Genomic DNA, 20900 nt, shown 5'->3' on the forward strand with positions numbered 1-20900 from the left:
TCAGACAGTTCATCAATAATGATCTGAAACTCTCAGTGCACGCTGATGGTGCGCAGCTCGTCTTCCGCTGCCTTGAAGAAGGTGCTGGAGCGATTGTCTGTCAGAAGGATTGGGGTACCATCGGCACCGAAGAGGGCCCATAGATCAAGGCCGGGATCGATATTGGGCGCTTCAGGGAAGCAGCGATTCACTTCCTCGGCTCGTATCTTGCGGATATATCCAACCTCTCCTGCACCGATGTGAGCGAGCTGTGACTGGGTCAAACGCGCATGCGCTTCTTTCAAGAGCATAATCCGGCCTCCATATTCTTCAGACGTCGCGCCGCGGTGCGTCGCTTGGCGTGCAGAATCCTATTGTGAAACGGAAATGTTAATTTTTTTCACCACACTAGAGATTTCTGGTCGTGTAAGATCAATGGAAAGAAGGCCGTTGCGAAGGCGCGCATCATTGACCTGCATGCCATCCGCCAGCACGAAGACGCGCTGAAACTGGCGTGCTGCAATGCCGCGATAGAGATAGTCCTTGGCATCCTGCTCCTGCTGGCGACCGCGAATGACCAGTTGGTTGTCTGCCGTGGTGACTTCCAGCTCATCCTCGGAAAAACCGGCAACCGCAATGGTGATGCGCAGGCGCTCCGGGCTCGCTCCATCGGCCACCAGCCGTTCAATATTGTAGGGCGGGTAACCGTCATTTGCCTTCGCCATCCGCTCCAGCGTTTTTTCCATGGCGTCGAAACCCAGCATCAACGGATGGGTGAATGGTGTCATACGGCTCATATCTCTTCAGTCCTTGTGCCCAAGCGACGATCGTCTGCCCCGTTTACGGCGGCATGCTTTCATATGGTAATATGGTGTTTGCAAAGCAAGAACGCCGTGGCGGGAAAAGTCTGAACCGCCGCATGCTTGACAAGCTTCCGAAACAGGCTTGAAAAGGCATGTCATACAAGAAACAGGACAATCATGGCCGAGCGCAGAAAAATCATCATCGACACCGACCCTGGACAGGACGACGCAGCCGCCATCATGCTGGCGTTGGCAAGCCCGGAGGAAATCGAAATTCTCGGCCTCTGTGCCGTTGCAGGCAATGTGCCGCTGAAGCTGACCAGCCGCAACATTCGCATCATGCTGGAACTGTGCAACCGCACCGATATTCCGGTTTACGAAGGCTGCGAGCGCCCGCTGGTGCGCGAACCCATTACCGCCGAACACGTGCATGGCAGCACCGGGCTGGATGGCCCGACCCTGCCGGAGCCGGTTCTGGCCGCACAATCACAAAACGCCATCGACTTCATCATCGAAACGATACGCCGTGAGCCGGAAGGCACGATCACGCTGTGCACGCTCGGCGCGCTGACCAATATCGCAACCGCCTTGCAGAAGGCCCCAGACATTGCACCCCGGATCAAGGAACTCGTGCTGATGGGCGGCGGCTTCTTTGAGGGTGGCAACATCACGCCAGCGGCGGAATTCAACATCTATGTCGATCCGCATGCAGCAGACATCGTGTTTCGCTCAGGCATTCCGCTGGTCATGATGCCGCTCGATGTGACGCACAAGCTGCTGACCACCAAGGCCCGCATAGCGGCCATTCGCGAGATCGGCACGCGCCCTGCCATTGCCATGGTGGAGATGCTGGAGTTCTTCGAGCGTTTCGACGTGGAAAAATACGGCTCTGATGGCGGGCCGCTGCATGATCCGAGCGTCATTGCCTATCTGATCAAGCCGGAACTGTTCGATGGGCGCGATTGCAACGTCGAGATCGAGGTCAATTCCGAACTCACCATCGGCATGACCGTGGTCGACTGGTGGAAGGTGACAGGCCGCGAGCCGAACACCCGCGTCATGCGCGATGTGGATGCGGACGGTTTCTTCGCACTTCTGACCGAGCGTTTCGCCCGGATTTAAACAGGCTGACCTTTCGTCACCATGCCAGGGGCAAGCCCGGGAATGGTGACGAGTGGCGACCTCAGAGCTCATAAAAATCCGCGATGACCTTCCAGGCATCATCGGCGGTTTCGGCGAAATGCAACAGGTCCATATCATCGGGTGCAATCGTGCCGAAATCGGCAAGCGCCTCGAAATTGATGATGGACCGCCAGAAGGCCTCACCGAACAGGATCAGCGGGATGGGTGCCATGCGCTTGGTCTGGATCAGGGTCAGCGTTTCAAACAGCTCATCCAGCGTGCCGAAGCCGCCCGGAAACACCACAACCGCCTTGGCGCGCATGAGGAAATGCATTTTGCGAATGGCGAAATAGTGGAAGTTGAAGCTGAGTTCCGGCGTGACATGCGGATTGGGTGCCTGTTCATGCGGCAACAGGATGTTGAGGCCGATGGATGGCGCTCCGGCTTCCGCCGCACCACGATTTCCCGCTTCCATCACACCCGGGCCACCGCCGGTCATCACGACATATTCGCGATGATCCTGCTTTTCGGATTCCTTGGCGCAAAGCTTGGCGAACTTGCGGGCCTCGTCATAATAGATTGACGCAGCCTCAAGATTCTTTCGCTGGGTTTCATTACGGGCCGCCCAGGCATTGCCGCCGGGTTCGGGAATGCGCGCACCGCCAAACAGAACGACGGTGGAGTTGATGCCGCGCTCAGACAGAATCATTTCCGGCTTCATCAGTTCCAGTTGCAGCCGGATGGGGCGCAACTCTTCACGGCACAGAAAATCGGGGTCCGCATAGGCAAGACGGTAGGTTGGCGAGACCGATTGCGGGGTCTGGGGAACGCCCTCCGCCTGCTGCTTGTCAGCGGAACTGGATTTCAACGGGTCCCAGGAGCCGTCCTTACGCCGCAACTTGCCGTTTTTCAGTCTTGCCATCTCAATGCCTTTCGTCTGCCTGCGCCAAATCACATTGACGCCCTTGAAACACTCGCTTAGAGCATTTGGCCATGTCCGGCCAGCGGTGCGGATATTCCCTTTATGTGACGATAGTCAGCGAAGTTTAAGGAATCCTCATGAGCATCTCGGATCTTGGCTCTCTTGAAACAATCATCGAATCTGCATTCGATAATCGTGACAGCGTCAACATATCGACCAAAGGCGAAATTCGCGATGCCGTCGAAACGTCCCTCAACCTGCTGGATGCGGGTCAGGTGCGTGTTGCCGAACGGCAGGCCGATGGCAAGTGGACCGTGAACCAGTGGCTGAAAAAGGCCGTGCTTCTGTCCTTCCGCCTCAACGACATGGACATCGTGACCGGCGGCCCGGGCGAATCCACTTGGTGGGACAAGGTGCCATCCAAATTCGAGAATTGGGGCGAAAACCAGTTTCGCGCAGCAGGCTTCCGCGCTGTGCCAAACGCTGTCGTGCGCCGCTCGGCTTACATCGGCAAGAATGTTGTCCTGATGCCATCCTTCGTCAATCTTGGCGCTCATGTCGGTGAAGGCACGATGGTTGACACATGGGCAACCGTCGGCTCCTGCGCGCAGATCGGAAAGCACGTTCATCTGTCCGGCGGTGTCGGCATTGGTGGCGTTCTGGAGCCTCTTCAGGCCGGACCGACCATCATCGAAGACAATTGCTTCATCGGTGCGCGCTCGGAAGTGGTCGAAGGCTGCATCATTCGTGAAGGTGCGGTTCTCGGCATGGGTGTCTATATCGGACAGTCCACCAAGATCGTCGATCGCGCCACCGGCTCCATCACCTATGGCGAAGTGCCGCCTTACTCCGTGGTCGTTGCTGGCACCATGCCGGGCAAGCCTTTCCCGAATGGCGAGATGGGGCCAAGCCTCTATTGCGCCGTCATCGTCAAGACTGTCGATGAGAAGACCCGTTCCAAGACCGGCATCAACGAGTTGCTGCGCGACTGACAAGAGTAGACTGACCCCATGAATGCCACCGATCCCGTCGCCAATCTCGCCGCCCTCATCCGTTGCCCTTCGGTGACCCCAGCAGAAGGTGGAGCGCTAACGCTGCTCGACACGCTGCTGACACCGCTGGGTTTTGCCGTGGAACGCGTCATGGCGACGGAAGAAGGCACACCTGACGTCGAAAACCTCTATGCCCGTATCGGCACGAAGGGTCCGCATCTGATGTTTGCGGGCCACACGGATGTGGTGCCGCTGGGCGATGAGGCGGCCTGGAGCCACCCGCCCTTTTCGGCAGAGATCGCTGATGGTGAAATGTTTGGCCGAGGTGCCGTGGATATGAAAGGCGGTATCGCCTGTTTCCTTGCTGCCATTGCCCGCCACATCGAAAAGCACGGTGCACCTGACGGGTCGGTTTCCTTCCTCATCACCGGCGACGAAGAGGGCCCATCGATCAACGGTACGTCCAAGCTGTTGGAATGGGCTGCTGCCAAGGGCGAGACCTGGGACGCCTGCATTGTGGGTGAACCCACAAACCCGGACCGCCTTGGTGACATGATCAAGATCGGCCGTCGCGGATCGCTGTCCGGCCGCATCACGGTCCATGGCGTTCAGGGCCACGCGGCCTATCCGCATCTGGCCGACAATCCCGTTCGCGGCCTGTTGCAGCTCACCCACGCGCTGATGGACCCGCCATTCGATCAGGGAACCGATAATTTCCAGCCATCCAATCTGGAAGTGACCACCATCGATACCGGCAACCCGGCAACGAACGTCATTCCGGCCAAGGCGACGGCTGCCTTCAATATCCGCTTCAACGATACGTGGACAGCCGAGACCGTGCGCGCCGAAATTATCCGCCGTCTGGATGAAGCCGCCGCCGATGGTGCGATTCGCCCGGATCGCACGCCGGTCAAATACGATATCGTCTGGGCAGATCGTCCCGCCCATGTCTTCCTGACGCGCAACAATGCCCTCATCTCGTCGCTCTCGGGTGCCGTGGCCGAAGTCACTGGCAATGAGCCCAAGCTATCGACAACCGGCGGCACGTCGGATGCGCGTTTCATCAAGGATTATTGCCCTGTGGTGGAATTCGGCCTCGTCGGCCAGACCATGCACATGGTGGACGAGCGCGTTGCTGTTGCCGATCTCGAAACGCTGACGCGCATCTATGAGACCTTCCTGCAACGCTGGTTCAGCCATGCCATCGGGTAGTGAAGTCGCGCTCTATATGAGAGGCCTGTGGCTTCTGTTTTTAGGCGATCCAGCCGGGGGACGTCTGCTGGACCTCACCGACCGTGGAATGACGCGGTCCTTCTATGCCGCACTTCTCTGCCTGCCATCCATGGCGCTGTCCTGGTACTGGTGGCATGAGGCCTATGTTTCCGTCTTGCCGAAGGGCGTTGGCACTGGTGGCCTGTTCTTCGTGCGGTTGGCCATGGTCGAGGCCATCTGCTGGATGGTGCCGTTGATCCTGATCGGGCTTTTGCTGATGTCATTCGGTGCCAAGCAGAAGTTTTCGGCCCTCATCGTCGTCGCCAACTGGCTGTCGCTGCCGTTTTCCTATGCCTATGCAGCGCTGATCCTCATCGCGCTGCTCGTCCCCTCCTTGCAGGGACTGATTGCGATCCTGTGGTTTTCGCTGCTGCTGACGCTGGTGTTCAGCTTCTCGCGGATCGTAAAGTTTTTCGTGCGTGAACAGCCCTTGCTGGTGGCCGCGATCGTCATGACGCTGCTCATTCCTGGCATGCTTCTCTCGGAGCTGTTGCAACGGTTTCTCGGCGTCTATCCGAGCTGATCCGCCGATGCGATCACGATAGATCGTCACCGTCAGCCGCCACCTCAGGTCTTGGCTGTCGCGGCGGTATCACATCGGGATAATCCACCTGCATGAAATAGAGGCCATCGGGCGGGGCAACGGGGCCGCAGGCCTTGCGATCTCGTGCCTCAAGGGCTGCCTTCACATCATCCACCGTCATGCCGCCATCACCCGCCAGCTTCAGCGTACCGGCAAAGGAGCGGATCTGATTGTGCAGAAAGCTTTGCGCCGTGGCGCGGATTTCGATCAGGTCGCCATCGCGTGACACATCCAGCCGGTCAAGCGTGCGCACCGGGCTGTTGGCCTGACAGTGCACGGAGCGGAAGGTCGTGAAATCATGTCGCCCGACCAGTGTCTGGGCTGCCGCGTGCATGGCCTCATGGTCAAGGTCTTTGGATACCCACCAGGCGCGCTTGTGTTCCAGCGCCAGCCGCGATTTGCGGCAGATGATGCGGTAAAGATAATGGCGGCGAAGGGCTGAAAAGCGTGCGTCGAAATCCTCCGTGACCGCCTCGACATCAAGAATAGAGACCGCCTCGCCCGCCATGGCCAGATGGGCGTTCAGCGCGTTGCGCAGCTTGTAGGGTTCCCAATCCCGCGTCAAATCAACATGGGTGACCTGACCCCTGGCATGGACACCGGAATCGGTGCGACCAGCACCACGAAAGCTGACGGTTTCTTCGGTCAGCGACAGAACCGCAGCCTCCAGCGCGCCCTGCACGGAGGGACCGTTGGTCTGTCGCTGCCAACCATAATAGGGAGAACCATCATATTCGACGGTCATGCGAAAGCGTGGCATCAGCCGAGCCTCGTTCCGACAGAGACCTTGGTGCCGCGCAGAAAATCATCCGCCAGCATGGGCTTGCCGCCGGCCTTTTGCAGGCGCAAAAGGCGAACTGCACCGCTGCCACAGGCAATTGTCAGGGCATCATCCAAAACTGACCCCGCCTCGCCCATGCCGCTCGCAACCTGCGATTCCAGCACCTTCACGCGCTCGGCCTTGCCACCGATATCCATTTCGAACCATGCGCCGGGAAAAGGCGAAAGCCCCCTGATGTGGTTGTGCACGTCCTGGCTGGAGCGGGAAAAATCGATGCGGGTTTCACCCTTGTCGATCTTGGCCGCGTAGACCACACCCTCCTCCGGCTGCGGCGTGACAGGCAGATCGCCATCTTCGAGCTTCAGCATCGCCTCGCGCATCAGCCGCGCACCGGCCAGCATGAGGCTGTCATGCAGCGCGCCCGCCGTCATGTCAGGCGTAATCGTGATGCGTGCCGTCAGGGCGACAGGGCCGGTATCCAGCCCCTTTTCCATCTGCATCACCATGATGCCGGTTTCCGCATCACCGGCCATGATGGCACGCTGAATGGGTGCGGCACCGCGCCAGCGCGGCAGGAGTGAGGCATGGCCATTATAGCAGCCGAGGCGCGTGCCGCTCAGAATGGCATCCGGCAGCAGCAAGCCGTAGGCCACGACAACCGCCACATCGGCATTGAAATCTCTGAACGTCGCGCGGTCTTCCTCTGCCTTGAAATTGAGAGGCGTCAGAACCGGAATGCCGAGCAATTCGGCAGCCTGATGGACAGGCGATTTCTGCAGATCAAGTCCGCGACGTCCGCCGGGACGCGGCGGCTGCGTATAAACAGCGACGATCTCATGACCCGTATCGACAAGGGCACGCAAGGTGGGAACGGAAAAGTCCGGTGTACCCATGAAAATGATGCGAAGTGCCATGGATGCCCCCTGTCCCGCAGACGGACCCGTCGATCTGAAGAGATCGGCGGATCAGAATTTTGCGCGGGCCGCTTTAGTGAATTTCTTGATGACCATTTCCCGCTTCAATCGGGAAATGTGGTCGATGAACAGCACACCGTTCAGATGGTCGATTTCGTGTTGCAGACAGGTTGCCAGCAAACCGTCAGCCTCAAGCATCTGCTTTTTGCCATCGCGATCGATGTAGGCCAATGTCAGGGCTGCCGGACGCTCGACCTCTGCATAATAATCAGGGATCGAAAGACAGCCTTCCTCATAGGTCGAAACATCATCCGACACGGTGAGGATTTCAGGATTGATGAAAACGATTGGCTTGCGGTCTTCATCCTCACGCGAGATATCGATGACCAGCATGCGGCGCGGCACGCCGATCTGAATGGCAGCAAGGCCAATGCCCGGCGCATCATACATCGTTTCCAGCATGTCATCGGCCAGACGCGTGATCTCGGCATCCACCTGTTCGATGGGCTTGGATTGCTGGCGCAGCAAAGGATCAGGCAAAATAATAAGAGGTTTGATCGTCATGGCTTCCCCATAACGCATCTCTTCTTTCGAGGAAACAAAAAATAGAAGGCACCATTCACGGCACGAAAGCCGAAAAAGCGGACTCATTTGTGCCGTGGAAATGTTCATGCTTTGATCTGACGAATCACGGGAAATCTGTTAGATTTGCTTATGAACATTGATTTTAACGCACTTGGTACGACAGCTTTCAGTCTTGGTGGCAACGACATATCGGTTGGCGCACTGCTTTCCCTCATCCTTGTCGGGTGTCTTGTCGCGGCGATCCTTATCTTGCGAAGGCCGCCGGTGGTTGACCAGTCGCGGGATGAGATCACCGAGCTTTTAAGAACTCAGTCGGAACTGCATGGGCGCATTGCCGCGATGACGGAGAGCCTGAGCGCCCGTCAGAACGAAATGAGCCAGACGCTGAACGACCGTCTGGACGGCATGTCGCAGCGGATAGGCACCACCTTGACGGAGCAGACCCGCTCCACGCATGAAAATCTCAGCAAGTTGCAGGAAAGACTGGCGGTCATCGATGCCGCACAGGGCAATATTCAGGATCTGGCCAAGGATGTGATCGGCTTGCAGGCCATCCTCTCCAACAAGCAGACACGTGGCGCCTTCGGGCAGGCGCGCATGGAAGCACTGATTGCCGACGCCCTGCCCTCCGGCTCCTATAGCTTGCAGCCCACGCTTTCTAACGGATTTCGACCCGATTGCACGATCAGAATGCCGAACAATGCGCCTCCGCTGGTGATTGATGCGAAGTTTCCGCTCGAAGCCTGGAATGCGCTGAAAGCCGATGATGGGCCTGAGGCCAAGCGGGCCGCCACGCAGCAGTTTCGTCGGGACATGGAAGTGCATATTCGCGATGTGGCGGACAAATATCTGATCTCGGGTGAAACCCAGGACACCGCCTTTATCTTCGTGCCCTCGGAATCGATCTTTGCAGATATTCACCAGCATTTCGAAAATCTGGTCCAGCGCGCACACCGCTCCCGCGTGGTCATTGTTTCCCCGTCCCTCCTGATGCTGTCCGTGCAGGTCATCCAATCGGTGCTGAAGGATCAGCGTATGCGAGAACAGGCCCACCTCATTCAGGGTGAAGTGGCGCTGTTGATGGACGATGTACGGCGGCTGGATGAGAGGACGCGCAAATTGCAGTCGCATTTCGGACTGGTGCAAAAGGACGTGGACATGATGTTGACCTCGTCTGACAAGGTTCTGGCGCGCGGTGTCAAAATCGAGAGCCTGGATTTTGCGCCCTCACAAAAGGAAATCGCCCATCTCGAAGCCGAGCAACTGCGCCGCATTTCAGAGGTCCGCGCCGGCTCGCCTAAGCTGAGGGTGGTTGACGACGAGTGATACACCCGGCAAAGTCGCCGTCTGTTTCGACTTCGTTTTTACCCCCTTTGGAATGACCCGCATGATCACAGTTTTCGGCTCCATCAACATGGACCTCGTCGCCATATCCGACCGCCTGCCAAAGCCAGGCGAGACCGTGACCGGCAAATCCTTCTCGACCGCCGCCGGTGGCAAGGGAGCCAATCAGGCGCTGGCCGCCCGTCGGGCCGGTGCTACCGTTAAAATGGCTGGTGCCATTGGTGATGATGCGTTCGCGGCGCCCGCATTGACGCTTCTTCGTGATGCGAGAGCGGATCTGTCGCTCATCAAGACCGTGGCTGTGCCAACCGGAACCGCCGTTATCCTGATCGGCGAAGGCGGGGAAAACATGATTTCGGTCATTCCCGCCGCCAATGGCGAAGTTTCGCCTGAGGATGCAGACCGCGCAATCTCTGAAATGGCAGCAGGCGATATTCTGATGCTGCAGTTCGAGGTGCCTGCCGATGCCATCGAGGCCGCGCTGAAGGCCGCCAAGGCGAAACGTGTCACGACCATCATCAACACGGCACCTTTGACATCGCAAGCACAGCGCCTGTCGCGCATGGCCGATATCGTGATCGCCAACGAGACGGAGTTCGAGCTTCTGATCGGCAAGGATAATCTTTCCGCCGACCAGCGGGAAAAGGAGCTTGTCTCTCTTCACAATGAAACCGGACAGACGCTGATCGTCACACTGGGTGCAGAAGGCGTCATCGCCATTCGCAATGGAAAGCTGGTCAAGGCAAAGGGCCTGAAGGTTGAGCCCGTGGATACGGTCGGCGCTGGTGATACCTTCTGCGGTTATCTGGCGGCCAGCCTTGATGCTGGTCTCGATTTTGAAGCGGCACTGCGCCGCGCCGCCGTTGCCGGTTCTCTGGCCTGCACGCGTCCGGGCGCACAGCCATCCATCCCTGTCGCATCCGAGGTGGACGCGAACATCTGATCAGGTGCGGATAAAGGTGAGATAGGCGGAGCTGCGACCCTCGCGCTTCGCCTTGTTTTCATAGCGTGTGCCCGGCCATGTTGCGAATGGCGTTGTCCAGTCGGCAGAGGTCTGCGCTGTCCATTCAAAGCCGCCATGGCGCGCACAATGCTGCAGCGTCCAGTTGATATAAGTATCAATATCCGAGGCGAAACAGAACTTGGCACCGGGTTTCAGCACACGATGAAACCGCGCTAGATTGACGTCCGAGACGAAACGGCGCTTCCAGTGCTTCTTCTTTGGCCATGGGTCCGGATAGAGAAGATCGATGTGATCGATCGACGCATCCGGCAACCAGTCCAGCACCTGCGTCGCGTCGTCATCATAGAGGCGGATGTTCATCAACTCGCGCTCACGCACGGCACCCAGCAATTTTGCCATGGAATTGACGAAGGGCTCGACGCCGATAAAGCCCGTTCCTGGATTTTCACCCGCACGGTGAATGAGATGCTCCCCGCCGCCAAAGCCGATTTCGAGCCGGATGGATTTCACATCCGCCGGAAACAGTGCCACAAGCGTTTGGGGTGGAGGCGTCGCAAGGTCGAGCTTTAGCAATGGCAGGAGGTTCTCGATGGAATCAGCCTGCTGCTCGCGCAGAGGCTTGCCTTTGCGCCGACCAAAAAACGCTTCCGTTGAGCGTGAGCGTCGTTCTTCCGTCATTTCCACACTCTCATGCAAATGGAGAACCCGCACCGTGCCTTCCATGGCACCGCGCGGGTTTCAGATTTTTCAAACCGTATCTCTCAATCAGCGATGATTGACAAGCCTTATGCGGCTTTCAAAGCATCCTTGAGCGGCTTGACCAGATCGAGCTTCTCCCAGGAGAAGGAACCGTCACGGCCAGCCTTGCGACCAAAATGGCCGTAAGAGGAGGTCTTGGCGTAGATAGGCTTGTTGAGGTCCAGATGACGACGAATGCCCGATGGCGAGAGGTCGATGACCTTGCGGATCGCGGCTTCGACTTCATCTTCGCTGAGTGTGCCAGTCTGGTGAAAATCAACATAGACGGACAGAGGCTGAGCAACGCCGATGGCGTAAGACAGCTGGATCGTGCAACGATCTGCCAGTCCTGCTGCAACAACGTTCTTGGCAATATAGCGCGCCGCATAGGCTGCCGAACGGTCAACCTTTGTGGTGTCCTTGCCGGAAAACGCACCGCCGCCATGGGGGGCTGCGCCACCATAGGTGTCCACGATGATCTTGCGTCCGGTCAGACCCGCATCGCCATCAGGACCGCCAATCACGAACTTGCCGGTCGGGTTGATGTACCACTGGCAATCATCGGCAATCTTCAGATCACCCAATGCTTCGCGGATATAGGGCTCAACGACGGAGCGAACCTTCTTGGAGTCCCAGCTTGCGTCCAGATGCTGCGTCGACAGAACGATGGAAACGGCTTCGGACGCCTTTCCATCGACGTAACGCACGGTAACCTGGCTCTTGGCGTCAGGACCAAGCTTTGCAGCTTCGCCTTCGCCGCTTTTACGGGCCGTGGCCAGAAGCTGAAGGATGCGGTGCGAATAATAGATCGGCGCCGGCATCAGATCAGGTGTTTCCTTGCAGGCGTAACCGAACATGATGCCCTGGTCGCCAGCGCCTTCATCACCCTGCTTGTCGGATGCGTTATCTACGCCCTGCGCAATATCAGCCGACTGCGGGTGAAGCAGAACGTCGATCTTTGCGGTCTTCCAATGGAAGCCTTCCTGCTCGTAACCGATATCGCGGATGGCCTTGCGGGCTGCGGCCTTGAACTTGGCAGGGTTGATGACCGGATGGCCCTTCGCGTCATTGACGACCTTGCCGTCCTTGTCCTTCTTCAAAAGCGTATCGGGAACACGCACTTCACCGGCAATGACCACGCGGTTGGTTGTCGCCAGCGTCTCGCATGCGATGCGCACAGTCCAGGGATCAACCCCGGTCTTGGCGGCTTCGCGGTAAATGAGATCAACGATTTCATCGGAAATGCGGTCACAAACCTTGTCAGGGTGACCTTCAGCAACGGACTCGCTGGTGAATAGGTAGTTGGCACGCATGCGGGATTCCCCTCAAAGAAACGGTCCTGATTTGTTAGTCAAATTGTGCGGAAAAAACAAGGACACAACGACATAAATATATCTTTATATCGGAATTCCTAAAATCATCCTTACCCAAACAGAAACAGGACCGCCCAATAAAAAACGGCCCCGAAGGACCGTTTGAGATGTAAATACTGAGCCGATGATTTTACTCGGTATCGCCTTCGGCAGCCAAGGCCTTGACCAGATCGACGATGCGGCGGCGCACCTTCGGGTCTGTGATCTTCACGAATGCGCGGTTCAACTGCAGGCCTTCCGAGGAGGAAAGGAAGTCCACGACATAATTGGAACTGCTGGCTTCCGCCATGCCGGTGGGCGTGACACCCTGATCGCCTGGCGCATCTTCAAAGAAGAACGACACGGGCACATTCAAGATACCGGAAATATTCTGAAGACGGCTCGCGCCAACCCGGTTCGTTCCTTTTTCGTATTTCTGAATTTGCTGGAACGTAATGCCGAGGCTTTCGCCGAGTTTTTCCTGGCTCATACCCAGCATGGTCCGACGAAGGCGGATACGGCTTCCGACATGAATGTCGATTGGGTTCGGCTTCTTCTTATTCTCTGTCATTTATTAAGGTCCTGACATTCAGTTCTTCGGTTTATCGACTACACGCCTGTTCAAATCCTGAATTGCTGGATTGTCACCGCACGCAATATATCATGTGCGTTGTGCAACCTGACAAGTTCACTATGCAATTTTAGGAGTTTTGGGTCAATTCTTACGTTTCATCAAACCTATCCGCGAAAACACTGATATTACGAGCAATATTACAAAGAACAACCAAAAGTATATTTGTCGCATATCGTCAATAAGTACACCAGTAGCGGCACCACTTAAAGTGGAATCAATTATCCCTGTTTGACCATAGTCAAGTCCTGCGACAATTCGCCCCACTGCGTCAATTGCGGCAGAAATACCCGTATTTGCGGCACGAATCACCGGCAGACCTGTCTCGACGGCACGGATGCGCGCCTGCTGCAAATGCTGATAAGGTCCGGGCGTATTTCCGAACCAACCGTCATTCGTGACATTGAGAATGGCGGTCGATGTCGCGATATCCTTGGGTACTTCGCCGGGGAAAATGATCTCGTAGCAAATGAACGAATAGAGCTTCTTGCCCGATGGCAGCGTGATCGGCTCACGCGTCGCCGCCGGTGAAAACCCGCCGGGAAGATTGATCAAATTCTGGATGCCGAAACGGCGCAGGATATTTTCAAACGGAACATATTCACCGAACGGAACGAGGTGAACCTTATCCGTCGCGCCAATGATCTGGCCCTGACTGTCAATCGCGTAGACGGAATTGTAGTAGCGGGTTTCCTGCTCAGCTCCTGCATCTTCCATGCGCACGGCACCCGTCAGCAAAATCTGTCCATCAGACAGGGTCTTTGCGATTTCCTGAAGGGCATCGGGGTTCTGCGTCAGAATAAAAGGGACGGATGTTTCGGGCCAGACAATGATGTCTGGGACTTTCTGGCCAGATGTTGGTGGCAGTGCCGAGAGGCGCAGATGCTCCTTGAAGATCTCGGCGCGGTCGGCGTTGAGCATCTTTCGGGACTGGTCAATCCCAGGCTGCACGATCCTCACCGTCAAGGCATCGCTCTCGGCGACCAGCGGCTGGTTCAATCGATAGGCGCCATAGCCCAGATGCGCGGCCAACATTGCCACGGCGATACAGAGGCCGGGAATCATGCCTTTTTTGGTGCCCAGAAGTGCCGGGCTGGCAAAGACGAAGACTGCCAGCATCGACATGCCGAAAATGCCGATCAGGTTCGATGTCTGCATCATCAGCGGAACGGGCATCAAACCAAACCCGACGCTGTTCCAGGGAAATCCGGTCAGAACAAAGCTGCGCAACCATTCGATTAGACCGAAGGCTGCGGCAAGAGCGGCAATCCGGCCCCAACCATCGGACCAGAGCATATTGGCCAGCATGACGGCAAACCCGTAAAAAATGGCAAGACAGGCGGGCAGGCCAAGAATGGCAAGGGGCAAGGCCCAGGCAAATTCGTCCGCTTCCAGAAGCAGCGCATTTCCCATCCACCACAGGCCAGCCACGAAATAGCCCAGACCGAAAAGCCAGCCGATGGTGAATGTCTTCCAGCCGCGGGACCACACTCCGCCATCGGGGTTTCCCGTGGCGCCATCGATCAACCAGACCAGCAGCGTGAAGGATACAAAAAGAGCTGCGAAGAACCCGAAGGGGGGAAAGGCCAGCGCGCCGATTGCGCCCGCGGCGATGGTCAGGGCTACCCGGCCAAAACCATTGCTCAACATGATCTTGCCCGCCAGCCGTTCCATGTCATCTCCAAGCCTGAAGGCGCCGCAAGGCGTTGATCCACGGAAAACGCACCGCTCGCCTACGGCTGTAATGTAAAAAAAAGCGCCCGTCCACCGCGTGCCGTCTCGTCAGGGTCAAGGCTTGCGCACCGGTTTTGCGGCTCTTTCGAAAACCCCGGAAGCAAGTCAGGGGTTTTCAAGACCGGCTATTTGATCCTGCGATCAGACGCTCGCATTGTCAGAGCGGCTTTGCGGTGATGGCAAAGACAGCACAACCTGGCTTGCGGCATTGGCCGGTGCCTGGTCATCTTCACCTTCGGACGACTGGTTGCGCACGATGCGAACGCCCTTGATCCGGCGAGAATCGGCATCCAAGATGTGGAACTCGAAACCGGGAACCGCGCGGACCACCTCACCCTTTACCGGAATTCGGCCAAGCGCAAAGAAGATCAGCCCGCCCAGCGTATCGATTTCCTCGATATGCTCACGCACGTCGAAATCATGCCCTATGGCCTCGGCAAGCTCGGTCAACTCAGCGCGCGCATCGGCGATAAACACACCATCCGACAGGCGCGAGAACATCGTCTCGTCCTTGTCGTGCTCGTCGTCAATGTCGCCAATCACCATCTCGACAATATCTTCATGGCTCACGAGACCGTCCGTGCCGCCATATTCGTCGATGACCAATGCCAGCTGTGTGCGCTGGGCCTGCATGGTCTTCAGCAAGGTGGAGGCCAGCATGGATGATGGCACGAAGAGAATTTTGCGCACCAGACCAGCGTCGGCCAGCGTCTTTTCCAAATCCACACGGGCAAGGTCAAAATTCGAGCGGGGAGACTTTGCAACCCGTGCGCCCTCATTTGCAACGGCGCGCGAGCCGACGCGGCGCTTGTTGCGGGCCTGCTTGCCAATAAAGGCCAGCAAGTCGCGGATATGGATCATGCCCTTGGGGTTATCCAGTGTCTCATCATAGACAGGCATGCGCGAGCGACCGGTTTCCTCAAACAGGATCATCGCTTCACCAACGGTCATGTCCTGATCAAGCCCATCAATATCCACACGCGGGATCATGATGTCTTCGACGCGCACTTCCCGGAAACGCAGGATATTGTTGAGCATCGCCCGTTCTTCGGGCGTAAAGGCGGCACCGATTTCGGTGTCGGTCATCAGTGCATCGGTGATGTCTTCACGAAGACGCTCGCCCTGCGATGGCTTCAAGAGCCGCGAGATGCGAGACCAGATGCTTGCCCTGGGCTTTGGCTGATAGTCCTGACGTAAGGGACTACTGCCTTCCTCCGATGAGGATTGTTCCCCGGTGTCTTTGCCCTCGAGGGGCGGTCGTGCCGAATGTTCGCTCATGGTCCCAAACTGTTAAATCAAAGCGGTTCCTGGCCCGCATAAGGATCAGATAGACCAAGCTTGGCCAAAATGCGAGTCTCAAGCTCTTCCATTTCTTCCGCGTCTTCGGTTTCGATGTGGTCGTAGCCGAAAAGATGAAGGAATCCATGGACCAGAAGGTGCGTTAAATGATCATCGAAACTCTTTTCGAGATCGCGTGCTTCACGCTCAACGGTCTCAAAAGCGATGATGATATCGCCCAGCATCGGCCCGGGCATGTCCCCCGGTTCCAGGGGATAGGCCGGAAAAGACAGCACATTGGTCGGCTTGTCCATGTCACGCCATTCCGCATTGATCTCGCGGATTGACGCATCATCGGTAAAGACGAGCGACAACTCGGTCGTATCAGGCGGAAACGGCTGTTCTTCCTCGGCCCTCAAAAATTCCACAGCCGGGTCAAGAACCCGGCTGCTGAACGCAAAAAGCTCTTCTTCCGATGGCCATTTTTCAGCTTCGACGCTGATCTGAATATCCAGTGACGTCATGTCTTGCTTCAGTTGCCCCTCGGCAGGCTTTCATCCGGTACAGCGGTCTGCGCTTCGTAGGCGCGGACGATGCGTGCGACCATCGGGTGGCGAACGACGTCGACATCCTTGAAGCGAACGACAGACACACCTTCGACGTCAGTCAGAATCTGAAGGGCATCAACGAGGCCGGATTTCATGCCGCGTGGCAAGTCCACCTGGCTTGGGTCGCCCGTCACGATCATGCGACCGTTTTCGCCCAGACGCGTGAGGAACATCTTCATCTGCATCGTCGTCGTGTTCTGCGCTTCGTCGAGAATGACGACCGCATTGGCGAGTGTGCGTCCGCGCATGAAGGCAAGCGGCGCGATTTCGATGACGCCCGCCTGAATGGCACGTTCCACCTTGTCACCCGGCATCATGTCGTAAAGCGCGTCATAAAGCGGGCGCAAATAGGGATCGACCTTTTCCTTCATGTCGCCGGGCAGAAAGCCCAGACGCTCACCGGCTTCAACAGCCGGGCGGGACAGGATGATACGATCCACAACGCCGCGTTCCAACAATTGCGCCGCATGCGCCACGGCCAGATAGGTCTTGCCGGTGCCTGCGGGGCCAACACCGAAGACAAGCTCCGACCGTTCCAGCGCGCGCATATAGACATCCTGCGTCGGCGTGCGGGCAGCGATGGTCTTCTTGCGGGTGGAAATCTGGGCCATGGAAACCTTGGCCTTGCGCTCCATCGTCGGCAGGGTCAGCTGATCGTCAGCTGCCATGGCCATGCGGATGGCACCTTCGACGTCGGACACTTCAACGGTACCGCCTTTCTGAAGGCGCTCGTAAAGGCTATCCAGTGCGCGCCGGGCCTGATTGGTGGCCACCAGCTCTCCCGTGATGGCAACCGAATTGCCGCGCGGGCGCGCGTCGATGTTCAAACGCTGTTCCAGCAATTTGAGGTTCTGATCGAACTGACCGAATAGCTCTCCGGCTATCCTGTTATTCTCGAACGTGAGGACGAAGTGATTGGCGTCGGTCGCGGCTGGGCGTGGCTGGCGCGATGGGGGTGATACCAATTCGGTTGCGTTCAAGCGGTCAGGCTCCCGTTCTTATCAGTGTGGGTCCCTCACTCTAGCTTCATGCCACCTCGGCAAACAAGCTGTTTGGACCCGTCGCGGTGATTCGTACATGAATAATGTCGCCGATTTTCATGTCGTTTGCATCAAGATTCACAGATTGCAGCCAAGGAGATCTTCCGATCAACTGACCGGGCATCCGGCCCGGCTTTTCCAGCAGCACATCCATGGTTTTGCCGACCAGCGAACCGGCAAATTCATGCTGTTGCTTCAAGAGCAATGCCTGAAGGCGCTCTAGCCTCTCGGACTTCACATCTTCAGCCACCTGATCGGTCAAATCCGCACCCGGCGTGCCGGGGCGTGTCGAATATTTGAACGAGAAGGCCTGCGCGTATTTTACCTCTTCCACCATGGCCAGCGTGTCTTCGAAATCACGATCCGTCTCGCCGGGGAAGCCGACAATAAAGTCTCCAGACATGGCAATATCAGGGCGGGCGCCTCGAATCTTTTCGATAAGCCTAATATACTCATCGCCCGTATGGCGACGGTTCATGGCCTTGAGAATTCGATCCGAGCCGGATTGCACGGGAAGATGCAGATAAGGCATCAGGATGCGCAGGTCGCGATGCGCCTCGATCAGTCGCTCATCCATGTCCCGCGGATGGCTGGTGGTGTAGCGGAGGCGGGCAATGCCCGGAATTTCGGCCAGCCGATAGAGAAGTTCGGCAAGGCCCCATTGCTGACCGTCAGGTCCTGCGGATCGCCATGCATTGACGTTTTGCCCAAGCAGCGTGATTTCCCGCACGCCGGAATCCGCCAGACGCTTGGCTTCATCAACGATCTGCTGCACAGGCCGCGAGACTTCCGATCCGCGCGTGTATGGCACGACGCAGAAGGTACAGAACTTGTCGCAGCCTTCCTGCACGGTCAAAAAGGCGGTGACGCCACGCGCCCGGATCTTCGACTGTTCAGCCGCGGGCAGGTGCTCGAACTTGTCCTCGACCGCATAATCCGTTTCGATCACGCGCTCGCCACCGCGCACGCGTCTAAGCGCCTCAGGCAGACGGTGATAGGTCTGTGGGCCGATCACGACATCCACGGCAGGTGCTCGGCGAAGAATTTCCTCGCCCTCCGCCTGGGCCACGCAACCGGCCACGCCGATCACGAATTCCCGGCCCTGCTCTTCGCGTGATTTTTTCATATCGCGCAATCGGCCAAGCGCGGAATAGACCTTCTCCGCCGCTCTTTCGCGGATATGACAGGTATTGAGAAGCACCAGATCCGCCTCGTCAATGTCCTCGGTCGGCTCGTAACCGTCCTTGGTCAGAGCATCGCTCATGCGCACGGAATCATAAACGTTCATCTGACAGCCATAGGTCTTGATGAAGACCTTTCGGCTGTTGGTACCGTCGAAATGCGTGTTTGGGGCGGCCTCAAGGCCGATCATGTCCTGGGTCATGGCCGTTATCTAATGATTTTAACCGCTACATTAAACAGAAAAATGCGAGATCAACGAGACTTTCGCCAGCCGCCGCGCAAACTGAAATTCAGCAGCTCTCTCAGCGACGCCGTTGTCCTCGCACTCAAGATCTTGCGATTATCGCCGCGATGGAAGGCAATGGTCTCTCCAAAGGAAACATCGACATCGATAGCGCCTGCTTTCATCAAAGCGAAAAGCGACGGGATCAGTCCGATCGTTCCTGGCCACGCGATAACACTGCGGTGGTACCGTCCCATCGCCATGCCGTTGATGCCGGTATAGGCGATAGCGACCGGCTGCACATGGACCATCTGCCCCGGCACCTGCTCGGCGGCGCTCGATGCCGCACCGAAGAGGGAGGACTTGATCGGCAACAGCCTGTTGCCATCAGACGTGGTTCCCTCGGGAAACAGAACGACGATTTCATCATCTGCCATGCGCTGGGCAATCTCGTTGACCTGCGCACCGGCGCTGCGTTTTTGCTCACGCGTGATGAAGATGGTTTTCTGCAGCCGTGCCAGAAGCCCGAAGACCGGCCAATCCCGCACTTCCGTCTTTGCGATGAAGGCAACATCGGCCACGCTGCCCAGTATCATGATATCTGTCCACGAGACGTGATTGACCACCAGAAGCAGCGGCTTTGAAGCCTCAACAAACCCGTGTGTATGAACCGTGATGCCCAGTGCGTGACAAGCGATCCTGTGCCATGTTCTTGGCAGGCGCCGCCTGATCGGCCAATCAAAGCAGAGGCCAAGCAGCTGAATCGGCAATAGAAACAGCGTGGCCACCGTCAGAACGACGATCAGGTAAATAAGCCGCAACCACTTCATCGCTGCATTCGCTTGTGGTTCCCTCGGGTTTTAGCGCTCTTCAGGCTTGAGAGGAACGCCATAAAGCTCCAGCCGGTGATCCACCAGCTTGAAGCCGTGTTCACGCGCGATCTTTTCCTGAAGCGCTTCAATCTCGGGTGAGTGAAACTCGATTACCACGCCATGCTTGAGGTCGATCAGATGATCGTGATGCTCTTCCGGCATGGTCTCATAGCGCGAGCGGCCATCACGAAAGTCATGCCGCTCGATAATGCCGGCATCTTCGAACAGTTTGACGGTGCGATAGACTGTGGAAATCGAAATGCGGGGATCGACCGCTGACGAGCGGCGATAGAGCTCCTCGACATCAGGGTGATCGTCGGCTTCCTGGATCACGCGGGCAATCACACGACGCTGATCGGTCATGCGCATACCGCGTTCGGCACATAATTCTTCCAGGGTTTTGGAAAGGTCTATCACGTCGTCTGGCTTTCAGATGCTTCCGTTCGGATGGCGCTTACGCGCTGCGTTCAATCCTTACACGAACTAGCGAAGATCACACTGCATGACAAGCGCCGTCGATTTTGTCCCATCTTTTGCCGTGTAATAGGCCGGTCTTTCGGCCACCGTTTTGAAGCCCAGCTTCCTGTAAAGGCCGATGGCCGAGACATTGCCACCATCAACCTCCAGAAACATGGTCTCTGCACCGCGCATCATCGCTTCGCGCATGACAGACTGCATCAGCCGCCAGCCGAGGCCAGAACGACCGAACTTCTCGCTGACAGCAAGCGTCAGGATTTCCGCCTCGCCTGCAGCCTCGCGGCACAGAACGAAACCGCCGAGCGGCTTGCTGAAAAATGCATTGGTCTGACGCACAACCATGCCAAAAACACTGGATTGGCCGAGAAGGCCAGAGAACTCCGCGTCACTCCACGGACGCGGGAAGCGTTCCTGATGGAGCAAGGCCACGTCAGCACAATCGGAGTGCTCCATGCCCAAAATTTCGAAATAGGGTTTCCAGCTGAGATAGTCGTCAAACATGTC

At 57.3% G+C, this 20900-nt stretch carries 23 protein-coding genes; 6 read left to right on the forward strand and 17 right to left on the reverse strand.

Features of this window, described 5'->3' with window-relative positions:
- Window positions 1-32: 32 nt before the first annotated feature.
- Together IFT53_RS04410 and IFT53_RS04415 are read right to left on the reverse strand one after the other, a co-directional pair.
- Window positions 33-290: a BQ00720 family protein gene (locus IFT53_RS04410; protein ID WP_042616240.1), complete on the reverse strand. Its 258-nt coding sequence runs from the start codon at window positions 288-290 to the stop codon at window positions 33-35.
- Between the two features lie 60 nt (window positions 291-350).
- Window positions 351-776, reverse strand: a complete 426-nt coding sequence (locus IFT53_RS04415; protein ID WP_042616239.1) for an Hsp20 family protein — start codon at window positions 774-776, stop codon at window positions 351-353.
- A 183-nt stretch (window positions 777-959) separates the two neighbouring features.
- Here IFT53_RS04415 and IFT53_RS04420 point away from each other — a divergent pair, with 183 nt between their 5' ends.
- Entirely contained in the window at window positions 960-1904 is a 945-nt protein-coding gene (locus IFT53_RS04420) for a nucleoside hydrolase (protein ID WP_192063196.1), read from the forward strand.
- A 61-nt stretch (window positions 1905-1965) separates the two neighbouring features.
- On the opposite strand, the gene IFT53_RS04425 is transcribed toward IFT53_RS04420, so the two are convergent.
- Window positions 1966-2826 (reverse strand): LOG family protein, encoded by an 861-nt coding sequence (locus IFT53_RS04425; protein WP_192063195.1) that lies wholly within the window; start codon window positions 2824-2826, stop codon window positions 1966-1968.
- Window positions 2827-2963: 137 nt separating this feature from the next.
- Between IFT53_RS04425 and dapD the strand changes: the two genes are divergently transcribed.
- Genes dapD through IFT53_RS04440 form a run of 3 tightly spaced genes read left to right on the forward strand, consistent with a single transcriptional unit; the run spans window position 2964 to window position 5613 of the window.
- Window positions 2964-3818: a 2,3,4,5-tetrahydropyridine-2,6-dicarboxylate N-succinyltransferase gene (gene dapD / locus IFT53_RS04430; RefSeq protein ID WP_042616236.1), complete on the forward strand. Its 855-nt coding sequence runs from the start codon at window positions 2964-2966 to the stop codon at window positions 3816-3818.
- Window positions 3819-3836: 18 nt separating this feature from the next.
- Complete coding sequence (dapE, locus tag IFT53_RS04435; RefSeq protein ID WP_192063194.1) at window positions 3837-5030, forward strand: succinyl-diaminopimelate desuccinylase; 1194 nt, start codon at window positions 3837-3839, stop codon at window positions 5028-5030.
- A complete protein-coding gene (locus IFT53_RS04440; RefSeq protein WP_192063193.1) occupies window positions 5017-5613 on the forward strand; it encodes a hypothetical protein in 597 nt (198 codons plus the stop codon). Before dapE ends, IFT53_RS04440 begins: the two co-directional genes overlap by 14 nt.
- A 13-nt stretch (window positions 5614-5626) precedes the next feature.
- Here the strand turns inward: IFT53_RS04440 and truA are convergent, their stop codons facing one another.
- Genes truA through def form a run of 3 tightly spaced genes read right to left on the reverse strand, consistent with a single transcriptional unit; the run spans window position 5627 to window position 7932 of the window.
- Window positions 5627-6433 (reverse strand): tRNA pseudouridine(38-40) synthase TruA, encoded by an 807-nt coding sequence (gene truA / locus IFT53_RS04445; protein ID WP_192063192.1) that lies wholly within the window; start codon window positions 6431-6433, stop codon window positions 5627-5629.
- Complete coding sequence (gene fmt, locus IFT53_RS04450) at window positions 6433-7368, reverse strand: methionyl-tRNA formyltransferase (protein ID WP_192063191.1); 936 nt, start codon at window positions 7366-7368, stop codon at window positions 6433-6435. Before fmt ends, truA begins: the two co-directional genes overlap by 1 nt.
- 51 nt (window positions 7369-7419) lie before the next feature.
- Window positions 7420-7932, reverse strand: a complete 513-nt coding sequence (gene def / locus IFT53_RS04455) for a peptide deformylase (RefSeq protein ID WP_206758580.1) — start codon at window positions 7930-7932, stop codon at window positions 7420-7422.
- Between the two features lie 144 nt (window positions 7933-8076).
- Between def and IFT53_RS04460 the strand changes: the two genes are divergently transcribed.
- Together IFT53_RS04460 and IFT53_RS04465 are read left to right on the forward strand one after the other, a co-directional pair.
- Entirely contained in the window at window positions 8077-9279 is a 1203-nt protein-coding gene (locus IFT53_RS04460) for a DNA recombination protein RmuC (RefSeq protein ID WP_446737647.1), read from the forward strand.
- Window positions 9280-9340: 61 nt separating this feature from the next.
- The gene (locus IFT53_RS04465; protein WP_192063188.1) at window positions 9341-10240 is read left to right on the forward strand and encodes a ribokinase; all 900 of its coding nucleotides are present in this window, start codon (window positions 9341-9343) and stop codon (window positions 10238-10240) included.
- Here the strand turns inward: IFT53_RS04465 and trmB are convergent, their stop codons facing one another.
- From trmB to IFT53_RS04520, 11 genes are all read right to left on the reverse strand, one after another.
- Complete coding sequence (gene trmB, locus IFT53_RS04470) at window positions 10241-10939, reverse strand: tRNA (guanine(46)-N(7))-methyltransferase TrmB (RefSeq protein WP_192063187.1); 699 nt, start codon at window positions 10937-10939, stop codon at window positions 10241-10243.
- A 107-nt stretch (window positions 10940-11046) separates the two neighbouring features.
- A complete protein-coding gene (gene metK / locus IFT53_RS04475) occupies window positions 11047-12312 on the reverse strand; it encodes a methionine adenosyltransferase (RefSeq protein WP_042616230.1) in 1266 nt (421 codons plus the stop codon).
- Between the two features lie 190 nt (window positions 12313-12502).
- Complete coding sequence (locus tag IFT53_RS04480) at window positions 12503-12922, reverse strand: helix-turn-helix domain-containing protein (protein WP_042616229.1); 420 nt, start codon at window positions 12920-12922, stop codon at window positions 12503-12505.
- Window positions 12923-13066: 144 nt separating this feature from the next.
- Entirely contained in the window at window positions 13067-14656 is a 1590-nt protein-coding gene (gene lnt / locus IFT53_RS04485; protein WP_192063186.1) for an apolipoprotein N-acyltransferase, read from the reverse strand.
- Window positions 14657-14857: 201 nt separating this feature from the next.
- A complete protein-coding gene (locus IFT53_RS04490; protein ID WP_042616227.1) occupies window positions 14858-15994 on the reverse strand; it encodes a hemolysin family protein in 1137 nt (378 codons plus the stop codon).
- 17 nt (window positions 15995-16011) lie between these two features.
- Window positions 16012-16518 carry an rRNA maturation RNase YbeY gene (ybeY, locus tag IFT53_RS04495; protein WP_192063185.1) on the reverse strand — a complete coding sequence of 169 codons (507 nt, stop codon included), beginning with the start codon at window positions 16516-16518 and terminating at the stop codon, window positions 16012-16014.
- A gap of 8 nt (window positions 16519-16526) precedes the next feature.
- Complete coding sequence (locus IFT53_RS04500) at window positions 16527-17582, reverse strand: PhoH family protein (RefSeq protein ID WP_192063184.1); 1056 nt, start codon at window positions 17580-17582, stop codon at window positions 16527-16529.
- Window positions 17583-17628: 46 nt separating this feature from the next.
- Complete coding sequence (gene miaB / locus IFT53_RS04505; protein ID WP_192063183.1) at window positions 17629-19026, reverse strand: tRNA (N6-isopentenyl adenosine(37)-C2)-methylthiotransferase MiaB; 1398 nt, start codon at window positions 19024-19026, stop codon at window positions 17629-17631.
- 50 nt (window positions 19027-19076) lie between these two features.
- Complete coding sequence (locus tag IFT53_RS04510; RefSeq protein ID WP_192063182.1) at window positions 19077-19877, reverse strand: lysophospholipid acyltransferase family protein; 801 nt, start codon at window positions 19875-19877, stop codon at window positions 19077-19079.
- Window positions 19878-19907: 30 nt separating this feature from the next.
- Window positions 19908-20336, reverse strand: coding sequence for a Fur family transcriptional regulator (locus tag IFT53_RS04515; protein ID WP_042616222.1), 429 nt, complete (start codon window positions 20334-20336; stop codon window positions 19908-19910).
- Between the two features lie 66 nt (window positions 20337-20402).
- On the reverse strand, window positions 20403-20897 hold the full coding sequence (locus tag IFT53_RS04520; RefSeq protein WP_192063181.1) for a GNAT family N-acetyltransferase: 495 nt from the start codon (window positions 20895-20897) through the stop codon (window positions 20403-20405).
- Between the last annotated feature and the right edge of the window lie 3 nt (window positions 20898-20900).

The organism is Rhizobium sp. CFBP 13644 (assembly GCF_014842165.1).
GTDB lineage: Bacteria > Pseudomonadota > Alphaproteobacteria > Rhizobiales > Rhizobiaceae > Agrobacterium > Agrobacterium tumefaciens_C.

Excerpts from the sequence above, each read along its gene's own strand:
- IFT53_RS04410 (WP_042616240.1), bottom strand. The coding sequence starts at position 290 with ATGCTCTTGAAAGAAGCGCATGCGCGTTTGACCCAGTCACAGCTCGCT.
- IFT53_RS04415 (WP_042616239.1), bottom strand. The coding sequence starts at position 776 with ATGAGCCGTATGACACCATTCACCCATCCGTTGATGCTGGGTTTCGAC.
- IFT53_RS04420 (WP_192063196.1), top strand. The coding sequence starts at position 960 with ATGGCCGAGCGCAGAAAAATCATCATCGACACCGACCCTGGACAGGAC.
- IFT53_RS04425 (WP_192063195.1), bottom strand. The coding sequence starts at position 2,826 with ATGGCAAGACTGAAAAACGGCAAGTTGCGGCGTAAGGACGGCTCCTGG.
- dapD (WP_042616236.1), top strand. The coding sequence starts at position 2,964 with ATGAGCATCTCGGATCTTGGCTCTCTTGAAACAATCATCGAATCTGCA.
- dapE (WP_192063194.1), top strand. The coding sequence starts at position 3,837 with ATGAATGCCACCGATCCCGTCGCCAATCTCGCCGCCCTCATCCGTTGC.
- IFT53_RS04440 (WP_192063193.1), top strand. The coding sequence starts at position 5,017 with ATGCCATCGGGTAGTGAAGTCGCGCTCTATATGAGAGGCCTGTGGCTT.
- truA (WP_192063192.1), bottom strand. The coding sequence starts at position 6,433 with ATGCCACGCTTTCGCATGACCGTCGAATATGATGGTTCTCCCTATTAT.
- fmt (WP_192063191.1), bottom strand. The coding sequence starts at position 7,368 with ATGGCACTTCGCATCATTTTCATGGGTACACCGGACTTTTCCGTTCCC.
- def (WP_206758580.1), bottom strand. The coding sequence starts at position 7,932 with ATGACGATCAAACCTCTTATTATTTTGCCTGATCCTTTGCTGCGCCAG.
- IFT53_RS04465 (WP_192063188.1), top strand. The coding sequence starts at position 9,341 with ATGATCACAGTTTTCGGCTCCATCAACATGGACCTCGTCGCCATATCC.
- trmB (WP_192063187.1), bottom strand. The coding sequence starts at position 10,939 with ATGACGGAAGAACGACGCTCACGCTCAACGGAAGCGTTTTTTGGTCGG.
- metK (WP_042616230.1), bottom strand. The coding sequence starts at position 12,312 with ATGCGTGCCAACTACCTATTCACCAGCGAGTCCGTTGCTGAAGGTCAC.
- IFT53_RS04480 (WP_042616229.1), bottom strand. The coding sequence starts at position 12,922 with ATGACAGAGAATAAGAAGAAGCCGAACCCAATCGACATTCATGTCGGA.
- lnt (WP_192063186.1), bottom strand. The coding sequence starts at position 14,656 with ATGGAACGGCTGGCGGGCAAGATCATGTTGAGCAATGGTTTTGGCCGG.
- IFT53_RS04490 (WP_042616227.1), bottom strand. The coding sequence starts at position 15,994 with ATGAGCGAACATTCGGCACGACCGCCCCTCGAGGGCAAAGACACCGGG.
- ybeY (WP_192063185.1), bottom strand. The coding sequence starts at position 16,518 with ATGACGTCACTGGATATTCAGATCAGCGTCGAAGCTGAAAAATGGCCA.
- miaB (WP_192063183.1), bottom strand. The coding sequence starts at position 19,026 with ATGACCCAGGACATGATCGGCCTTGAGGCCGCCCCAAACACGCATTTC.
- IFT53_RS04510 (WP_192063182.1), bottom strand. The coding sequence starts at position 19,877 with ATGAAGTGGTTGCGGCTTATTTACCTGATCGTCGTTCTGACGGTGGCC.
- IFT53_RS04520 (WP_192063181.1), bottom strand. The coding sequence starts at position 20,897 with ATGTTTGACGACTATCTCAGCTGGAAACCCTATTTCGAAATTTTGGGC.